This is a genomic window from Achromobacter spanius (assembly GCF_029637605.1).
Lineage (GTDB): Bacteria > Pseudomonadota > Gammaproteobacteria > Burkholderiales > Burkholderiaceae_B > Achromobacter > Achromobacter spanius_E.
The window spans coordinates 1,132,085-1,150,334 of sequence record NZ_CP121261.1 but is presented as its reverse complement, the minus strand read 5'-3'; the positions used below and the strand labels follow the sequence as shown (position 1 = coordinate 1,150,334).

General features: G+C 65.7%; 15 protein-coding genes. 8 read left to right on the top strand and 7 right to left on the bottom strand.

All coding sequences use genetic code 11. From position 1 onward, the window contains the following. The first annotated feature begins 4 nt into the window (after positions 1–4). Complete coding sequence (locus tag P8T11_RS04980) at positions 5–346, top strand: rhodanese-like domain-containing protein (protein WP_268077979.1); 342 nt, start codon at positions 5–7, stop codon at positions 344–346. 244 nt (positions 347–590) lie between these two features. Here the strand turns inward: P8T11_RS04980 and P8T11_RS04975 are convergent, their stop codons facing one another. Both P8T11_RS04975 and P8T11_RS04970 read right to left on the bottom strand, forming a co-directional pair. After that, positions 591–1,190: a thiamine pyrophosphate-dependent enzyme gene (locus P8T11_RS04975; protein ID WP_268077980.1), complete on the bottom strand. Its 600-nt coding sequence runs from the start codon at positions 1,188–1,190 to the stop codon at positions 591–593. After that, entirely contained in the window at positions 1,190–1,726 is a 537-nt protein-coding gene (locus P8T11_RS04970; protein WP_268077981.1) for a thiamine pyrophosphate-binding protein, read from the bottom strand. The genes P8T11_RS04975 and P8T11_RS04970 overlap by 1 nt, the downstream gene beginning before the upstream one ends. Before the next feature lie 116 nt (positions 1,727–1,842). Here P8T11_RS04970 and P8T11_RS04965 point away from each other — a divergent pair, with 116 nt between their 5' ends. The 3 genes from P8T11_RS04965 (at position 1,843) to P8T11_RS04955 (ending at position 5,006) form a co-directional block, all read left to right on the top strand. Next, positions 1,843–2,775: a LysR family transcriptional regulator gene (locus P8T11_RS04965; protein ID WP_268077982.1), complete on the top strand. Its 933-nt coding sequence runs from the start codon at positions 1,843–1,845 to the stop codon at positions 2,773–2,775. Positions 2,776–3,039: 264 nt separating this feature from the next. Continuing rightward, a complete protein-coding gene (locus P8T11_RS04960; RefSeq protein WP_268077983.1) occupies positions 3,040–4,008 on the top strand; it encodes a Bug family tripartite tricarboxylate transporter substrate binding protein in 969 nt (322 codons plus the stop codon). Positions 4,009–4,046: 38 nt separating this feature from the next. Next, positions 4,047–5,006 carry a tripartite tricarboxylate transporter substrate binding protein gene (locus P8T11_RS04955; RefSeq protein ID WP_268077984.1) on the top strand — a complete coding sequence of 320 codons (960 nt, stop codon included), beginning with the start codon at positions 4,047–4,049 and terminating at the stop codon, positions 5,004–5,006. Positions 5,007–5,042: 36 nt separating this feature from the next. Here the strand turns inward: P8T11_RS04955 and P8T11_RS04950 are convergent, their stop codons facing one another. After that, the gene (locus P8T11_RS04950; RefSeq protein WP_268077985.1) at positions 5,043–7,130 is read right to left on the bottom strand and encodes a transcriptional regulator; all 2,088 of its coding nucleotides are present in this window, start codon (positions 7,128–7,130) and stop codon (positions 5,043–5,045) included. A 125-nt stretch (positions 7,131–7,255) separates the two neighbouring features. On the opposite strand from P8T11_RS04950, the gene P8T11_RS04945 reads away from it, so the two are divergent. Continuing rightward, a complete protein-coding gene (locus P8T11_RS04945) occupies positions 7,256–8,131 on the top strand; it encodes a class I SAM-dependent methyltransferase (protein WP_268077986.1) in 876 nt (291 codons plus the stop codon). A 185-nt stretch (positions 8,132–8,316) separates the two neighbouring features. Here P8T11_RS04945 and P8T11_RS04940 read toward each other — a convergent pair whose 3' ends face one another. Next, positions 8,317–9,225, bottom strand: coding sequence for a LysR family transcriptional regulator (locus tag P8T11_RS04940; protein WP_268077987.1), 909 nt, complete (start codon positions 9,223–9,225; stop codon positions 8,317–8,319). A gap of 123 nt (positions 9,226–9,348) precedes the next feature. Here P8T11_RS04940 and P8T11_RS04935 point away from each other — a divergent pair, with 123 nt between their 5' ends. Genes P8T11_RS04935 through P8T11_RS04925 form a run of 3 tightly spaced genes read left to right on the top strand, consistent with a single transcriptional unit; the run spans position 9,349 to position 13,267 of the window. Then, positions 9,349–10,749: a D-serine ammonia-lyase gene (locus P8T11_RS04935; protein WP_268077988.1), complete on the top strand. Its 1,401-nt coding sequence runs from the start codon at positions 9,349–9,351 to the stop codon at positions 10,747–10,749. Further along, a complete protein-coding gene (locus P8T11_RS04930; RefSeq protein ID WP_268077989.1) occupies positions 10,746–11,732 on the top strand; it encodes a Bug family tripartite tricarboxylate transporter substrate binding protein in 987 nt (328 codons plus the stop codon). The genes P8T11_RS04935 and P8T11_RS04930 overlap by 4 nt, the downstream gene beginning before the upstream one ends. Before the next feature lie 11 nt (positions 11,733–11,743). Further along, positions 11,744–13,267 (top strand): amidase, encoded by a 1,524-nt coding sequence (locus tag P8T11_RS04925; RefSeq protein WP_268077990.1) that lies wholly within the window; start codon positions 11,744–11,746, stop codon positions 13,265–13,267. Here the strand turns inward: P8T11_RS04925 and P8T11_RS04920 are convergent. The 3 genes from P8T11_RS04920 to P8T11_RS04910 form a co-directional block, all read right to left on the bottom strand. Next, a complete protein-coding gene (locus tag P8T11_RS04920) occupies positions 13,256–16,363 on the bottom strand; it encodes an efflux RND transporter permease subunit (protein ID WP_268077991.1) in 3,108 nt (1,035 codons plus the stop codon). The two genes, P8T11_RS04925 and P8T11_RS04920, sit on opposite strands and share 12 nt — an antisense overlap. Next, the gene (locus P8T11_RS04915; RefSeq protein WP_268077992.1) at positions 16,360–17,502 is read right to left on the bottom strand and encodes an efflux RND transporter periplasmic adaptor subunit; all 1,143 of its coding nucleotides are present in this window, start codon (positions 17,500–17,502) and stop codon (positions 16,360–16,362) included. The genes P8T11_RS04920 and P8T11_RS04915 overlap by 4 nt, the downstream gene beginning before the upstream one ends. A gap of 113 nt (positions 17,503–17,615) precedes the next feature. Continuing rightward, positions 17,616–18,233, bottom strand: a complete 618-nt coding sequence (locus P8T11_RS04910; RefSeq protein WP_268077993.1) for a TetR/AcrR family transcriptional regulator — start codon at positions 18,231–18,233, stop codon at positions 17,616–17,618. Positions 18,234–18,250: the final 17 nt, after the last annotated feature.

Sequence of the window (18,250 nt, the reverse complement as noted above, 5' to 3'; positions counted from 1 at the left end):
TGCCATGAAGCAGATTAGTGATTTAGCGGTACAGGCCCAGGAGGCGGCTGACGCAGTCGGATCCGTCATCCTGGACGTGCGCAGGCGCCCGGTATTCAAGGCCGCGACCGACCAGATCGCAGGATCGACATGGCGAGATCCCGCTGAGGTAAGCCAATGGCTGCGCGAGTTGGACCCGACCATTCCAACGATCGTCTACTGCGTCCACGGCCATGAAGTCAGTCAGGGCGTCGCCATGGCGCTGAATGCGGGCGGAATTCCGGTGCGATACATCCAGGGTGGAATAGAGGCGTGGCGAGAGGCCGAGTTGCCGCTGCAGAACAAGATTGAGGGGGCTGTTGAATGACAGGAAGGTCGAGCGGGCGGGTGTAAGTGCCCGGAAACGCATAACTCGTACTTTACATAATACACATTATGCGATTTTACGATATGCGCGGCCAGTCAAACAGCAACCAGCCGCGCTCGGTGGCAGTCAGTTCCGCCCACGGTCCTTCAAAAACGCGAAATGGGCGGCCTGCACCGCCACATCGACGTCTTCATCACAGCCTCCTGCCTGAATGCAGCATGGCAGCCCAAGGGGCTGCCTCTGCTCAGAACGTCGAAAACCCCAGGGCGGCCCGGAAGCGGTTCTTGACGTACACACCATCACGCGGCGGCAGCGCGCGCGGCGGTTCGTCCGGGTTGATGAACACCTGGGCGAAGCTCACGCCCCGCCGCGCCATCACGCGCTCGGCGACCTCGCCCGCCCTGCCTGTTTCTTTGACGGCAAACGCGTCCTTGATACCGAACCCCTGCGCCACGGCCACCAGATCCGTTCCCAGGGAGGTATGGCTGCGCTGCATGCCGGTCTCGCCGAAGTGGCCGTTGTCCAGCACCACGATAGTCAGGTTCCTGGGCTGCCTGGCGCCGACGGTGCCCAGCGTACCCACACCCATCAGCTGTTCACCGTCACCCGTGATGACGAGCACAGGCTGGTCCGGTTGCGCAAGCGCCAAGCCCAGGCCAAGCGCCACGGCGCCGCCCATGGCGCCCCATAGATAGAAATTCTGGTCCCGGTCGCCCGCGGCAAAAACGTCATAGGACGGAGACCCCAGGCCCGAGACGATCAGCGCGTCGGGCGAGGCCGCGATCAGTTGCGACACGAAGGCGCGGCGGTCCACGGCGCCCGAAGCATTCAAGGTGGCCGACATCAGTTGCGCTCCCACTTCTTACGTCCAATCAAGGTCTGCGACAGCAGGACGGCAACCTGCTCGCCAGCAAAAAATGCGGAATCGGCAGCGGCACTGACGATCTCTCCGACCTCGTCGGGGTTCGACACCCGCAGCACGGTGATGCCCATCAGTTCAAGCGCCTGCTGGGTGGTCTTGCCCATCGGCCCCTGCCAGGGATTGAATTCCGCGTACTCGCCCCGCATCGTCACCAGCGTGAGAAAGGGAAAGTTGCAGCTGCGCAGCAGCGAGAACATGTTCACGCAATTGCCCACGCCGCTGCTTTGCATCAGCAACGCGGCGCGCTGGCCCCCCAGCCACGCGCCGCTGACGACGGCGACGCCCTCTTCTTCGGTGGTCAGGACGACGTCGATGATTTCCGGATCTAGTTGCGCCTGCCGGATGGCGTAGGAATGGCCGGCGTCCGGCACGTAGGCGATCTGGCGGATGCCGCCGGCTTTCAGCGCGTCGAACACGGCTTGCTGCCAAGCAGGCGCCTCGGTGGTGGTTGTAGTCATGAGTGGATTTCCCGGGTGGCTAAGTGCTGCGAGGCATCTTATATCGCTATAGAATCGCCAACTAAATAGAATTTCGTGATGGAAATCATCACCCTTGCGCATACCCGGAGCCGCTGATGGACTTGAAGCAACTGAAGGCGTTCGTGACCGTGGCCGAGACGGGCAGCGTGACCAGCGCGGCCCGCCTGCTGAACATCGTGCAGCCAGCGGTCTCGCGGCAATTGAAGCTGCTGGAAGACGATATCGGCACGGCGCTCTTCACGCGCGGCCGCCTCGGCATGGAACTGACCGACGCCGGCAAGACGCTCGAGGATTACGCCCGCCGTGCCCTGAACGAACTGGACCGCGCCCGCGCCGAGATCCGGCCGTCCAGCGGCACGGTGGGCGGCATCGTCACCGTGGGGCTACTACCCAGCACGGCCGACATGCTGTCCAGCGCGCTGCTGTCCGCCGTGGCGGCCCACTATCCCGGCATCCGCCTGCGGTTGACGGCGGGGTATGCCGGGCACCTGCAGTCGTGGCTGGAAACCGGCGACGTGGACATCGCGCTGCTGTACGACTCCAAGCCGAATCCCGCGCTGAAATTCCGCACCTTGCTGGAAGAGAGCCTGTGGTTCGTGGGTCCGCCGGACAGCGGACTCGACACCCGCACGCCTGTCCGCATGGCCAACATCATCGGCCGGCCCCTGGTATTGCCGGGCGCGCCGCATGGCCTGCGCTCGCTGGTCGAACAGGCCGCGCGCATGCAAGAGACCGAGCTGCACATCGTGGCCGAGACCAATGCGATGAGCGTGCAGAAGCGCCTGGTGCTGGACGGGCACGGCTACACCATCCTGCCCTCGATCGCCGTGGCCGACGACGTGGATCGCTCAATCCTGGCCGCTGCCCCGGTCGTTGATCCGTTGCTGGTGCGGCGCATCGTGTTGGCGCAACCGGCCACCCGTCCCATCGCCAATTCCGTGCGTTGCGTCATGAACGAGCTGATCCAATGCGCGCGCGAGGCGGTGCGCAATGCACGCTGGCCCTCAGCCCGCTGGTTGGCCAAGTAGCCCCGCGCGCCGGCCGCGCCATGTCCCGTCGTGATGAATTCCATCACGAAATTCTATTTATTCGGCTTTTTCATAACGGATTAATCTGGGGCACCTTACAGCGCAATCTGGCCGACATGTCCCACCCGCAGGACCTGCTGCTGCCCTCGTCCTTGCGCATATCCCAAGGAGGCCGCCAAGGCTCGTACAGATTGATCGCGGCGCCTTTTCACACCTCCCCGACACGCCATCGAGCAAGAGGGAGGGTTCAACAAGGAGACAAACATGCGCTTTCCCATCAGGCGTTGGGCGTGCGGCGCCCTCGCATCCGCGTGCAGCGCGGCCGTCATGGCGGCCGCGCCGTACCCGGACAAACCGATACGCCTCATCGTGCCTTGGCCGGCGGGCGGCTCGGCGGACACCATTGGCCGCTCGCTGGGCGATGCCTTGGGCAAACACCTGAATGCGACGGTTGTGGTCGAAAACATGGCGGGCGCTTCCGGCACCATCGCAACCACCCAATTTGCCCGCGCCGCGCCGGACGGCTACACCCTCCTGCTGGCCAGCAGCTCGGCCAACGTCTCGGCGCCCAATCTGTATGCCAAGGTGCACTTCGACCCGATCAAGGACTTCGCGCCGATTGGAGAAGTCGCGCTGGTGCCCAGCGTGCTCATCGTTCCCGAGCACTCGCCGTTCAAACGTCCGGCCGACATCGTGGCGGCGGCGCGCAAGCAGCCCGGCAAACTGACCTACGGGTCCGGCGGCATCGGCAACTCGGGACATCTGTCCGGCGAACTCTTCCGCGCAATCAACAAGATCGAGGTCACGCATGTGCCGTACAAGGGCAACAACCCTGCCTTGACCGACCTGATGGGAGGACGGCTGGACTACATGTTCGACAACGGCGCCATCGGACACATCCAGAGCCAGCGCGTGAGCGCGTTGGCCGTTGCCGCCGACGCCCGGCTCAAGGCCATTCCCGACGTGCCCACGTTCGAGGAACTGGGCATGGCCGGCATGCAGCTGACGACGTGGTTCGGCCTGGCGGCGCCGGCCGGCACACCCGGGCCCATTGTGGACAAGCTGAGCAGCACGCTGAACGCCGTCATGTCCGATCCCGCGTACGCGCAGCGCCTCATTGCCATGGGCGCGGAGCTGCGGCAAAGCACGCCGGCAGCCTTCACCACATTCTGGGCGCAGGAATTGGAACGCTACCGCCAGCTCGTCCAATCGGCCGGCATCCAGGTCAACTAGCGCGCGATTGCGCGCGACAGCCAATCGGGGAGACAAACATGAAAGCAAGCGCATTGCAGCGGTTTCTGATGGCCGGGGCATTGGCACTGACGGTTGGGTCAGCTCATGCGGCCTGGCCGGATGACCGCCCGATCGAACTGGTCGTGGGCTTCGCGCCCGGCGGCGGCACCGACGTCATGGCGCGCCTGGTGGCGCAGCACATGGAAAAGCGTCTGGGCGACAAGGCTCGGATCATCGTGGTCAACAAGCCCGGCGCGGGCGGGGAAATCGCGGTCCGCTATGTTGCCGCCGCCAAGCCGGACGGCTACACGCTGGGCATGATCAATGCGCCCGGTTTCGTGTACCTGCCCGTCAGCAAGGGCGCAAAGTACAAGCCCGAGGACATCCGGCTCATCGCCCGCCTGGTCGATGACCCGCTGCTCTTCATCAAGCGCCGGGGTTCGAACGCGCCTGACGACCTGACGCAGCTCGTCGCGAAGCTCAAGCAAACGCCAGAATCGCTGTCGTTCGGCCATAGCGGCGACGGCACGACGGGCCACCTGGCCCTGATGGACATGGAACGCAGCCAGAGCGTGAAAGGCAACAGTGTGCCGTTCAAGGGAGGCGGCGACATCCGCCTGGGGGTGCTGGGCGATCACATCGACTACGGCTTGATCACCGTGACCGAGGTTCCGGAGCTGAACGACCCGAAAGGCCCCTTTCAAGCGATCGCGATCACCAGCGACAAGCGGCACAATGACACGATCCCCACGGCGGCGGAGTCCGGCATTGCCCTGCGATACTCCTCCGAGCGCGGCATGGGCGGGCCGGCCACCCTGCCGGACGCCATTCGCGACAAGCTCGAGCAGGCGCTCCAGGACATGCTCAAGGACCCCGCCTTCCTCGCGGCATCGGGGCGCGACGCCCAGGTGCTCGCGTTCCAACCGGGCGATGAGTGGAAAGCAAGCCTGGATCGCCAGACGCGCGCGTTCCAGGACGAAGCGGCCGCAAGGAAGTAGCATGGCCAAGGGCAAGGCAGCGCCAGCGGCGTTGCCTCAGCCCAACCCAATCCGCCCAGCCGCGACCCTGAACAAGCCCTCCGCATCCACCGTCAGCCGGAACGCATTCAGAAGATCCGCCAACCGGTACGCCGGATTTGCCTGATGAATCAACGCCACAAACCCCAGCGCCTCGTCCAACCTGTCAGCCAGCGCCAGACAATGCGCGGCAATCGCCAGAATGTGCAGGTGGGCGTTGGGCCGCATGGCTGCCTTCACCGCCCAGTCAGCGGCTTCCTCAACGCGCCCCAACCGCACCAGCGCCAGCGCGCGCACGGCCAGCATGCCGAACAGCAAGGGGTCAAAGGGGCTTAGATGGCGTGAATGATCGGACGACCCGATTGCCGCCTGCGCGTCGCCCGACTGGCAATGCACGAAGCCCAGGGTGTAATGCCCCAGTGCAAAATTCGGGCTCAGGTCCACCGCGCGCTGCAATTCCGCCAGCGATGGTTCCTGGCTGCCGCGTAGCCACAAGGCCCGCCCCATGGCCCAATGCGCGGCGGGGTCGCGGTCGTCGGCGGTCAAGCTCTGGCTTGCGGCTTGGTACGCCAGATCCATAGCCGGGTTCTGCTCGCCCCAGCGTTGAAAAGCGTCCTGCCAATGCGTGAACGACAGCCCGGCGTACGCGCGGGAATACGTCGGGTCCAGCCGCACCGCCATCTGAAAGAAACGTCTTGCCTGCGCGTTGTCAGCTTGGTTGAAGCGGTACATGTGCCACAGGCCGCGATGATGCGCCGACCAGGCGTCCAGCGAATTGGGTGGCGTGAGGATGGCGCGCTCGCGCTCGGCGGATTCCACTTCGATTTCCACCGAGGCAACGATCCGGTTGCCTATGTCGTCCAGCGCCACGAAGGCGTCGTCCAGCGCATGGTCGAAGGTTTCCGCCCACACGATGCGGGCGGTCCGGGCTTGGACAAGCGCCACGTCAACGATGATCCGCCTGGCGTGCCGGCGCAACAAGCCGCTGACCACGAAGTCCACGTTCAACGTCCGGCCGGCCTCTTCCGGCCCCACGCTGCGTTGGTCCAGGGCGAACACGGTGCCCTGCGCAATGACGAACAGGCTGCGCAGCTTGGCCAGGCGGGTGATGATGTCGTAGGCCAAGCCATCGCCCAGCCCTCCCCGCACCCCGTTGCGCGCCGATGCATCCGCGAAAGGCATGACCGCGATCGACGCGCGCCGGGTTTGGCCTTGGCCGGCTTCTGGCGCCGCCGCGAGCGTTGTGATGTGGGGCGCTGCTGCCGGGTCAGGGGGCTCGGGCGGCGCGGGTGAATTGGGCGACTGAGGAAAATCGGCCGGCGCCAGCCGTAACTGCCGCCAAGCATCCCGCAACGGACGCCAATCCAGCCCTTCGTCTTCAAACGCCCGAACTGCGGCGGCCAGGTGTTCTTCGCCTTCGCGCAGTTGCTGACGCGCGTGCAGCGATTGCAGCATCCGCACGTGCGCGTGCCGGTCGAACGGCGCCAGCCGCAGCCACTTGTCCAGGCAGTCGTAGCGCTCTTCGGATCCGTCGGGCAGCGTCGCGGCCAGGTGTTCCAGCACCGCCGCCTGGCAGGCTCTGAATCGCCGCCGCTGCGCCACCAGCCAGCTATCGAACATCGGACAGGATCGGATCTGCAACCCGTCCAGGAAATCTCCGACAAACAGCGCCGCCAGCGTGCGTAGCCGCTCGGTGCCGACGTTATTGATGCCCTGCCGCATCGCCTGTTCTATGTCGAAGACATCCACACGGCAATCGTGCAGGTCCAGCGTCACGCTGTCTTGCGCCGCCTGAACGCGATGGCGGCCCGGATCGTCCAGCAGGGTTCTTGCCTTGCTGAGACACCATCGAAGTTCACCGCGCGGATCATTGGGGATGTCCCAAAGCAGTTCACACAGATGCGCGCGGGAAACGGGGTGCGTCGCGAGCGCCAGGTAAGCCACCAGCGCGCGCAGCTTGCGGGATGGCGGCAAGGGCAAGGCCACGCCCGCCCGGCTGATGGCGGTTGGCCCCAGCAGTTGAATACGAATGACACCGCCGCCCTGGGGAAACCCCTCCCCGCCAGCCGCGTCGGATTCCACGCCGGCTACCACGCTTGCCTCCACGTGCCCGCTCTACGGTTGAGTGCCGATTGCACGAACCGCGCAAGCTCTTGGGCCCCTGCCCGCGCATCGGCACGGTGCCGCCGATGTCCGCCGGCGCTATCCCCCAGCCTTGATGGAGACAGAACATGTCCGCATCCGATATTGCCGCCGTTCCCGACGCGCCGACTTCCGCGCCAGCTTCCGCCCCGCCTTCCGCTCCCCCCACACTTGCCGCCGTCAAAACCCGCCAGCAAGCCACCTGGTCTTCCGGAGACTATGCCGTGATCGGCACCACGCTTCAAATCGTGGGCGAACAACTTTGCGAGGCTCTTGATGTCCGTGCCGGTCAAAAAGTGCTTGATGTGGCGGCCGGTAACGGCAACGCATCGCTGGCCGCCGCGCGACGTTGGTGCGAGGTGGTGTCGACCGACTATGTGCCCGCGCTGCTGAGCCGTGGCCGCGAACGCGCCGCCGCCGAACGGCTGAAGATTGAATTCCAGGAAGCCGATGCCGAAGCCCTGCCCTTCGCGCCAGGCAGCTTTGACGCCGTCGTGTCCACCTTCGGCGTGATGTTCACGGCCGACCAGGACAAGGCCGCCGCCGAACTGCTGCGCGTGTGCCGCCCGGGCGGCAAGATCGGCTTGGCCAATTGGACGCCGGAAAGCTTCGTCGGCCAGATCTTCAAGACCATCGGCAAGCATGTTCCGCCACCGGCCGGCGTCAAATCGCCCGCGCTGTGGGGCACGCGGGCGCGCATCGACGAGATGTTTGGCGCTGATGCCTCGGCGATCCAGGTGGAAGCGCGGCACTTCGTGTTCCGCTATCTCTCGCCGGCGCATTTCGTGCAGATCTTCAGAAGCTATTACGGCCCGGTCCTCAAGGCGTTTTCCATGCTGGAACCCACCGCACAAGCCGCGATGGAAAGCGATCTGATGGCGCTGATAGACCGGTTCAATCGCTCTGGCGACGCGACGATGGTGGTGCCCAGTGAATACCTTGAAGTCGTGATCACCCGCCGGTGACGGGGATGCGGCAAGCAGCAGATGGTCCATGGCGCGACGCCTGTGCGCTCCCGCGCATGGATAGCGCGTGGAACGATGCGAAGCCGTGATAGGCAAAGCTGGCGCGCGGGCTTGCTGCCCGCCGTCAGGCCGGTGCTGGTCCTCTGGCTGAAATCATACGCCTGGCGCCGCTTGTTCCTACAGGATCATTCCGCATCCAACTGTGTACGCAAGCTGGCGATAAACGCCTTGACCGCTTCCGGCAGCACGCGCCCGGCCAGCGTCTGCACCTCAAAATGGCGTTCGTTCATTTCGCGGTCGCGCAGCGGTACGGCCACCACTTGCTTGCCGCGCAGTCGATAGCGGATGGCCAGTTCGCCGCAGAACGCCACGCCGCCACCGGCCCCGGCAAAGGCCACCAGCGCGTCGACGCTGCGGCTGGAGAACACCGGTTCGCACTGCAACTGCTGGCGGCTGCAACTGATGTCGATCAATTGCCGCAAGGTGGAATCGGCTTCGGGCAAGGCCAGCGGATAGGCCATCAATTGCGCCAGCGACACATCGGCGCGGCACGCCAGCGGATGGTCGACGGCCACCACCGCGCGCACGGGCGCGGGCATGCGCAGTTCCACTTGCATGTCGCGATGCGAGGTCAGGCCCAGTGTGATGCCGATGTCGGCCGCGCCATCGCGCACCCGGGCCGGCACCTCGCGCTGCGAACACACTTCCAGCGTGAAGCGGATGCCGGCGTATTGCTTGCGAAATTCCGCGATGGCGGCCGGCACCACGTCATGCACGAAGCCTTCGGTACAGACGACGCGCACCAGGCCCTGGCGCAAGCCGCGCAGGCCCATGATTTCGCCGGAGACACGCTCCACGTCCTGCTGCGCGCGCTTGGCATGGGCGGCCAGTAATTCGCCCGCGGCGTTCAGGGTCATACCGCGCGATCGGCGTTCGAACAGCAAGGTGCCCAGCTCACGCTCCAGCCTGGCAATCTGGCGGCTGACCGCTGACGGCGCCACGTCCAGCTTTTCGGCCGCCACGCTGACAGAGCCGCAGCGCGCCACTTCCAGGAAGTAGCGAACGGCCATTTCTTGCAGGACTTGCAGGTTCATCGGGTTTCCCCTTGGTTTGCGTTAAGCGCAACGAACAATTCTAACAACGCATATTGCCGCAACGCTAAAGCCCCGCCTAGGATGTGACCGTTCGATGACGTTTTTCATTTTGCAACGGTATTCATGCCCCCGTCCCACGCTGCTGTTTCCTCTTTGTCCTTGCAAGCCTTGCGCGCCGCGCGGCCCACGCTGTGGACCCGTTCCGGCAAGGCCGCGACGAGCGCCAGCGCACTGGCCGCCGCGCCTTTCAGTCTGGCCGACGTGCAAGCCGCGCATGACCGCTTTGCGCGGTTTTCGCCCTTGCTGGCGCAGTTGTTTCCGGAACTGGAAGAATCCGCCGGCGTGATTGAATCGCCGCTGCTGGAAGCCGCCGCGATGCAACAGGCGCTGGGCTTGCCGGCGACATCGGGGCGCTTGTGGTTGAAGGCAGATCACGCCCTGCCCGTGGCCGGTTCGATCAAGGCACGCGGCGGCATTCATGAAGTGTTGGAGTTCACCGAAAAGCTGGCGCTGGAACGCGGCCTGATTGCGCCCGGCGACGATATCCGCAAGCTAGGCACGCCAGAGGCGCGCGCTTGCTTTGCGCAATACCAGGTGGCCGTGGGTTCGACCGGCAACCTGGGCCTGTCCATCGGCGTGATCGCGTCGGCGCTGGGGTTTCGTGCCGCCGTGCACATGTCGTCGGACGCCAAGGAATGGAAGAAGGCGCGCCTGCGGGCCCGGGGTGTCGAAGTGGTTGAACATCAGGGCGACTACGAAAAAGCCGTGGCGGCCGGACGCCGCCAGGTCGAGGCCGACGCGCACGGCTATTTTGTTGACGACGAACGCTCAGCGTCGCTATTCCTGGGTTATGCGGCGGCCGCGCTGGCGCTGCGTGACCAGCTTGCGCAGGCCGGCATCGTGGTGGACGCCGAACATCCGCTGTTCGTGTACCTGCCCTGCGGCGTGGGCGGCGCGCCGGGCGGCATCGCCTTCGGGCTATCGCTGCTTTTCGGCGCGCACGTGCATTGTTTCTTTGCCGAGCCGGTGCAATCGCCCTGCTTTCTGCTACGCATGATGGCCGGCAATGGGGAATTGCCCGGTGTGCCGGTGCCGCCGTCCGTCTACGACATCGGCTTGACCAACCAGACCGAGGCTGATGGCCTGGCCGTGCCGCGCGCGTCGGAACTGGCTTACGAAGCTGTCGGTCAGTTGCTGGCCGGCGTCTATACGGTGGCGGACGACACGCTCTACGGCGACCTGGCACGCTTGCATGACAGCGAAGGCTTGCGCATTGAGCCGTCGGCCGCGGCGGGTTTTTCCGGGCCGCGCCTGTTGCTGGGCAGCATCGCGGGCCAGCAATGGCTGCGCCAACGCAAGCTGCTGCCGCACCTGCCGCGCGCCACGCATCTGGCCTGGACCACCGGCGGGCTGTTCGTGCCGGCCGAAGAGTACGACCGATTTCTGAACCGCGGGCAAGGATTCGCGGCAAATCCCCAGGCGCCGACAGACGCGACCTCCCTCCACCACTCTCGTCGAGCATGACCATGAAGACTCCCTTGATTGCCCTCTCCGTCGCCCTGGCCGGCGCCTTCGCCATCCCCGCCGTGGCCAGCGCGCAGAATGCCTACCCGACGCGCCCGGTCACCCTGGTGGTGCCCTTCCCGCCCGGTGGCGCCACCGACGTGCTGGGCCGCGTCATCGCGCAAAAGCTCGGCCAGGAACTGGGCCAGACCATCGTGGTGGAAAACCGCGCCGGCGCGGGCACCGCGATCGGCGCCGGCTTCGTGGCCAAGGCCGCGCCTGACGGCTACACGCTGCTGGTCAGCTCCGGCACCACCTTCACGGTCAACCCCGCCATTCAGAAAAAGCTGCCCTACGACCCGGTCAAGAGCTTCGAGCCGATCGGCATCGTGGGCCGCACCGGGCTGGCGCTGTTGGCCAACCCCGAGGTGCCGGTCAAGAACCTGAAGGAACTGGTGGCCTACACCAAGGAACGCAGCAATGAACCGCCCGCGTATGGCTCGTTTGGCGCCGGCACCACCGCGCACTTTGTCGGCGAAGCCTTCCTGTCGGCCGCCGACATCAAGATGATCCATGTGCCCTACAAGGGCAGTGCTCCCGCCATGACCGACCTGATCGGCGGCCAGATTCCGTTCTCGGTCGACACCGTGGCGGCCGCGCTGCCGCAAAGCAAGCAAGGCAAGGTGCGCGTGCTGGCCGTGTCGGCCCCCGCCCGGTCCAGCTTCCTGCCCGACGTGCCGACCTTTGCCGAACAGGGTTACCCGTCGGTGGCCATGGACACCTGGCTGATGATCGCCGCCCCGCGCGGCCTGCCCGCCGACGTGAAGACTAAACTTGAATCCGCCCTGCGCGCCACGGTCGGCTCGGCGGACGTGCGCAAGAGCCTGGAAGCGCAGGGCTTTGAAGCGGCCTTCTCCAGCGCCGCCGACGGCGAAGCGCTGATCCAGAAAGAACTGCCGCAGATGCGTGACGTTGCGCAGCGCGCCAACATCAAGATCGATTAAAGGAAGCTTTCATGGCACTGGACGATACGCTCGTCACCTTGTCCGCGGTGGAGTTGCGGCGCCTGATCGGGGCGCGCCAACTCTCGCCCGTGGAACTGCTGGAGGCGTGCATTGCGCGCGTCGAGGCCGTCAACCCCTACATCAACGCCGTGACCGCCACCGCGTTCGAGCGGGCCCGCGCCGAAGCACGCGCCGCCGAACAGGCGGTGATGTCGGGCGACACGCTGGGCCTTTTGCACGGCCTGCCGCTGGGTGTGAAAGACCTGGAACCCACCGCCGGTTTGCTCACCACCTTCGGCTCACAGATCTACCGCGACCACGTGCCAACGGAAGACGTGACGCTGGTGGCGCGCCTGCGCCACGCCGGGGCCATCGTGGCGGCCAAAACCAACGTGCCCGAAATGGGCGCGGGCGCCAATTCGCGCAACACCGTGTGGGGCGCCACCGGCAACCCGTTCAACCCCAACCTGAACGCGGGCGGGTCCTCGGGTGGCTCGGCGGCCGCGCTGGCCACCGACATGTTCCCGCTGTGTACGGGGTCTGACACCGGCGGCTCGTTGCGCATTCCGGCGTCCAAGTGTGGTGTGGTGGGCTTTCGGCCGTCGCCCGGGGTGGTGCCCAGCGTGCGCAAGCTGCTGGGCTGGACGCCGATCTCGGTGGTGGGTCCGATGGGCCGCACGGTGGCCGATGCCTGCCTGCAAATGGCGGCCAGCGCCGGCCCCGACGCCGGCGACCCGCTCAGCTATCCGCTGGACCCGCTGCAATTCCTGACCCCCGGCACCGCCGACCTGGGCCGCCTGCGCGTGGCCTATACCGAAGACTTCGGGGTGTGCGACGTGGATGACGGCATCCGCGCCACCTTCCGCGCCAAGATCGCGGCCATGCGCCACCTGTTCGCCGCCTGCGATCCCATCGACCTGGACTTTGGCGACGCCCACCGCTGCTTTGACGTGCTGCGCGCCGAGGCCTTCGTGGCCGGCATGCGCGACGCCTACGAGAAAGACCCCAGCAGCCTTGGCCCCAACAGCCGCGCCAACTTCGAAATGGGCGCGGCCATGAGCCTGAAGGATTGCGCCTGGGCGCAGGCGGAACAGACGCGCTTGATCAAGCGTTTCCAGCGCGCCTTCGACGACTACGACCTGATCCTGTCGCCCACCACGCCCGTCTCGCCGTTTCCGTGGACGCAGTTGTACGCCGAGTCCATCAACGGCCGCCGCCAGGAAAACTACTACCGCTGGCTGGCGCTTACGTATGTGATCACGCTGACCACCCACCCTGCCCTGACCCTGCCTTGCGGCAGCGACCACCTGGGCATGCCCTTTGGCATGCAGATCGTGGGGCGCTTCCGAGGCGACCGCGAGGTGCTGCAGGCGGCGCAAGGCATGGAACAGGCCTTTGCGGGCAATGCCGAACTGCAACGCCCGCGACCGAACCTGGCGGCGCTGAAGCCGGCGGACCCGTCGTTGACGTCTATCGTGACGGTGCCGCCGGACGCCGCCAAGGGCGGCTCGGCGGGGAACGTGTCAGCGGTGTAGCTGATGCAAGGCGCCGGCCGCCTGGGGTTCTTCCACGGCCGGCGTTTGCCTCGGATTGATGCGGAACCAGATGGCGTACAGGGCCGGCAGGAATACCAGCGTCAATATCGTGCCGCCAATAGTGCCGCCGATCAGGGTGTAGGCCAGCGAGCCCCAGAACACCGAGAACGTCAGGGGAATGAACGCCAGCACGGCGGCCAACGAGGTCAGAATCACCGGCCGGGCACGCTGCACCGTGGCTTCCACCACGGCGTGGAAAGGCGTCAATCCTTCCGCTTCGTTGGTATGGATCTGGCCCATCAGAATCAAGGTGTTGCGCATGATGATGCCGGCCAGGCCGATCATGCCCAGGATGGCGTTGAACCCGAACGGCTGGTTGAACAGCAGCAGCGTCGGCACCACGCCCACCAGCGCCAGCGGCGCGGTCAGCACGACCATGATCATGGCCGACATTGAACGCACCTGGAAGATGATCACCACCAGCATCAGGATGAACATCAGCGGGAACACCGCGGCCAGCGCCGCATTGGCCTTGCCCGCTTCTTCCAGGTCGGCCGCCGCCACGATGTGATAGCCGGCCGGCAGCGCCGCGATGATGGGTTGCAGCTTGGGCAGGATCTGCTTGGAAACATCCGGCGGCTGCACGCCTTCGGCTACGTCGCCGCGCACGGTGATGGTGACCTCGCGGTCGCGACGACGCTGGATCGGGTTTTCCATCCGCACCTCGGTACGGCCAATCTGATCCAGCGGCACCCGTTGGCCCGACGCACCCACCAGCGAGAACGCGCCGATCTGGGCGGGATCCAGGCGTTGCGCCCCGGCGCTGCGCGCCACCACTTCCACCGAGCGGATGTCCTCGCGCACCCGTGTCACCGTGACGCCCGTCAGCAGGAACTGCAACTGTTGCGCCGCGTCGGCCGAGCTCAGGCCGATGGCGCGCAGCCGGTCCTGGTCCAGCACGAAATGCAGCGTGGGCGCGCGCTCGCCCCAATCGGTGTTGACCTGCCGCATTGACGGGTTCTCCTGCATCACCTGACGTACCTGTTGCGCGATCTGGCGCACGCGTTCTTCCTGCGGCCCCGCTACGCGAAACGCCACCGGAAACGGCGAATACGGCCCGAACACCAGTTGCGACACGCGCACGCGCGCCTGCGGCGCAAGCTGATCGGCCACCGCCTGGCGCGCGCGCAGCTTGAGCGCGTCTCGGTCTTTCTCGCTGCCGGTCAGCACAATGATCTTGGCGAATGAGGGGTCCGGCAATTCCGGCGACATCGCCAGATAGAAGCGTGGCGCGCCCTGCCCGATGTAGCTGGTGACGAGCTTCGCTTCAGGTTGCTGGGCCAGCCATTTTTCCACCGACGTGACCGCCGTGGTGGTGCTTTCGATACTGGAACCCTCTGGCATCTGCACTTCCAGCAGCACCTCTGGCCGATCGGACACCGGAAAGAACTGCTGCTTGACCTGGCCCAGCCCCACGAAGGACAGGATGAACAAGCCGACCACGCTGAGCGCGACCTTTTTCTTGTGCGCCACGGCCCAAACGATGCCGCGTCGCAGGCGTTGATAAGCGGGCGTGCCGTAGATGGCCCCATGGCCGCCCTGCACGGGTTTGATCGTGGGCAAGAGCTTGACGCCGATGTAAGGCGTGAACACCACCGCCACCACCCAGGACGTCAGCAGGGCAAACGCCACGACCCAGAAGATGTTGCCGGCGTATTCCCCGGCCGTGGATTTGGCGAAGCCCACCGGCATCAAGCCGATGGCGGTCACCAGCGTGCCGGCAAGCATGGGCGCGGCCGTGTGGCCCCAGGCATAGGTGGCCGCGGAAATCCGGTCCATGCCCTCTTCCATCTTCACCACCATGGTTTCGATCACGATGATGGCGTCGTCCACCAACAGCCCCAGCGCCAGGATCAGCGCGCCTAGCGTGATGCGATCGAAGTCGCGGCCCGTGGCAAGCATGATGACAAAGACCCCCGCAAGCGTCAGCGGCACGGCGGCCGCTACCACCACGCCCACGCGCCAGCCCAGGCTGACCAGGCTCACCACGATCACCACCACCAGCGCCACGAAGAACTTCAGCATGAACTCGTCGTAGGCCTCCTCGATGTTGACGGCCTGATCCGTGATCTTGGTGAAAGTCATGCCCAGCGGCAGATCCTTCGCGATCGCGTCGGCCTCGGCGGCAAGCGCGCCGCCCAGTTCCAGGCCGTTGTGGCCTTCGCGCATGACCACGCCCAGCATCAACGCGGGCTCACCCTGGCTGCGAATCAGAAACGTGGCGGGGTCTTCATAGCCGCGCTTCACGTCGGCCACATCGCCCACGCGCAAGGTGCGCCCGCCGACCACGATGGGCGTTGCGCGAATTTGTTCCAGATCATCAATGGCCCCATCCAGGCGGATTTGCACCTGTTGGCCGTGGGTCTGGACCGAACCGGCCGGCGTCACCTGATTGCGGGCGTTGAGCGCGGCGAAGAGTTCGCCCGGCGACACGCCCAACGTGGCCAGCCGCGCGTAGGAGAACTCCACGAAGATGCGCTCGGGGCGTTCGCCCAGGATGTTGACCTTCTTCACCCCTTGCACCTTGAGCAGGCGCTGCCGCAGTTCTTCGGCCTCGCGCACCAGCTTGCGCTGCGGTTCGCCGTGCGCCTTCAAGGCATAGAGCGCGAAGGTCACGTCGCCATACTCATCGTTCACGATCGGGGGCAGCACGCCGGGGGGCAGCTTGGCGGCTTCGTCGCCCAGCTTCTTGCGCGCCTGGTAGAACTCTTCGGCCACGGCCGAAGGCGGCGTGCTGTCTTGCAAGGTCACCGTCATGAAAGCAAGACCGGGCCGCGTGAAGGTTTCGGTGCGGTCATACCACTTCAGTTCCTGCATCCGCTTTTCCAGCGGTTCGGACACCAGGTCCTGCATCTCCTGCGCCGTGGCGCCGGGCCAGGCGGTGACCACCGTCATCGTCTTGACCGTGAAGCTGGGGTCTTCCGCCCGCCCCAATTGCAGGAATGCAAAGATGCCGGCCGCCGACATCGCGATGATGAGAAACAGCGTGACGGCGCGCTCGCGCACCGCGATCGCCGAGATATTGAACCCGCTCATTGCGCCGCTCCCGCATTCGTGGCCAGCGCGCGCGGGCCCTGCGGCGCGGCCACGCGCACCGTCTCGCCCTCATGCAACAGGTGGGCGCCCAGCGCCACGAAGCGCTCGCCCGGGGCCAGGCCCGCACTGACGGCGGCGGTCTCTTCCCCCAGGCCCGCCAACGTGACGGCACGCCAGCGCACTTGCGTGGGATCGCCCGACAAGACCCAGACACCCGGCCCACGGCCCTCATCGTGCAGCGCCGCCAAGGGCACTTGAAACACCGGCTTGGCCTGCGCGCCCGCAATCGACACCGAGATGGTGGCGCCCAGCGGCGCCTGGGCAGCCTTGGGGTCAAGCACGTAGCGCGCGGCAAACGTGCGCGTGCGCGGATCGGCGTAGTCGGACAGCTCTCGCAACTGCACCGGAATGGGCTGGCTTGTGTCGCCATATAGCGTGGCTACGCCAGTGGAACCCAACGCCGGCCGAACGGTTTCGGGTAGATCGATTACCGCTTCGCGCGGACCCGATCGCGCCACTCGCACCACGGCTTGCCCCGCGCTAACCACCTGGCCCGGTTCGGCCAGCGTGCTCATGACCACGCCATCGGCATCCGCGTAAAGGGTGGCGTAACCCGTTTCGTTGCGCGCCACATCGGCCTGCGCCTGCGCCGCGCTGAGGTCGGCCTGGGCGGTATCGGCCGCGGCGCGGGCCTGATCATAGGCGGATGCCGACACCGCGCCCGCGCCCACCAGGACGCGATAGCGCTTTTCGTCAGCCGCTGTTTGCGAAGCGCGTGCGCGGGCGGCATGCACCGCCTGCAAACGGGCCCGCGCCGCCAGCGCCAGGTCGGTGGGATCCAGCCGCATCAGCGGCTGGCCGCGCTTGACTTGCTGCCCCGTGTCGACCAGACGTTCGGCCACCTTGCCGTTCACCCGAAAACCCAGATCGCTCTGCACCCGCGCCACCACTACCCCGGTGTACTCATGGGTCAAGGGCGCAGGCGCTTGCACCGTGGCCACCCTGACCAACGGTATGCCGGTACGCGGATCATCGGCCGCGCGGGGGCTACAACCAGACAATGCGCCGGCCAATGCGCCGGACAACAAGACGGCCGTGATGGCCGGGATTGCCATGACGGCAGAACGACGGGAAACCATAAGACACCCCTGGGGCAATCGGATTGCCGCGCAGTGTGAATCTAATGACCAATATTGTCAATAGTCACTAATTGGGATTTCTCGTTGCTTAGCTCGGACGACAACGCCCGCGTTCAGGGGGCCAGGCTGCGCAACACCAGGCTTGCCACTTCACGCGGGGCATCCGGCAAACGGTCCAGGTTGTACTGAAGCAAAAGCGGACTGATGAAGGGCAGCATCACCAGATAAATCGACCGCGCGGTTTCGTCCAGCGGGGTCTTGCGCTCGAACTCGCCCTGCTCTCTTCCTTCGCGCAGGATGTCGGTCAGCATGCCTCGCATCCGCTGCTCATAGGCCTGCGACGATGCCCATTTTTCCATAGAGGAATACGCCGCGATTTCATAGAGCTTTCTGTCCTGGAAAAACAGCCCGGCGGAAAGCTCCACGGCGGTAAGGAAGAAGCGGCGAAAGCGATCGGTGGGCGATTCGGCCTGGGCGATGGCCTGCTCCACGCCAGCCATCAGCTCGCCCAGCACGTTGGTGCATATGGCCTCGCCGATGGACTGCTTGGAATCGAAGAACTTGTAGATGTAGGCCTTGGAAATGCCGATCTCGCGCGCCAGGTCGGACACCGTGGTCTTGTCGTAGCCGTAGTGGCTGAAGTGGGCGTTCGCCGCCTGCACGATCTGGTCTCGCACGCTGTGATCGGTCGGTCCGCGATGGCCTTGGGATTGCTGGGACGAGTCGGACATAGGAACGCTACCTTATA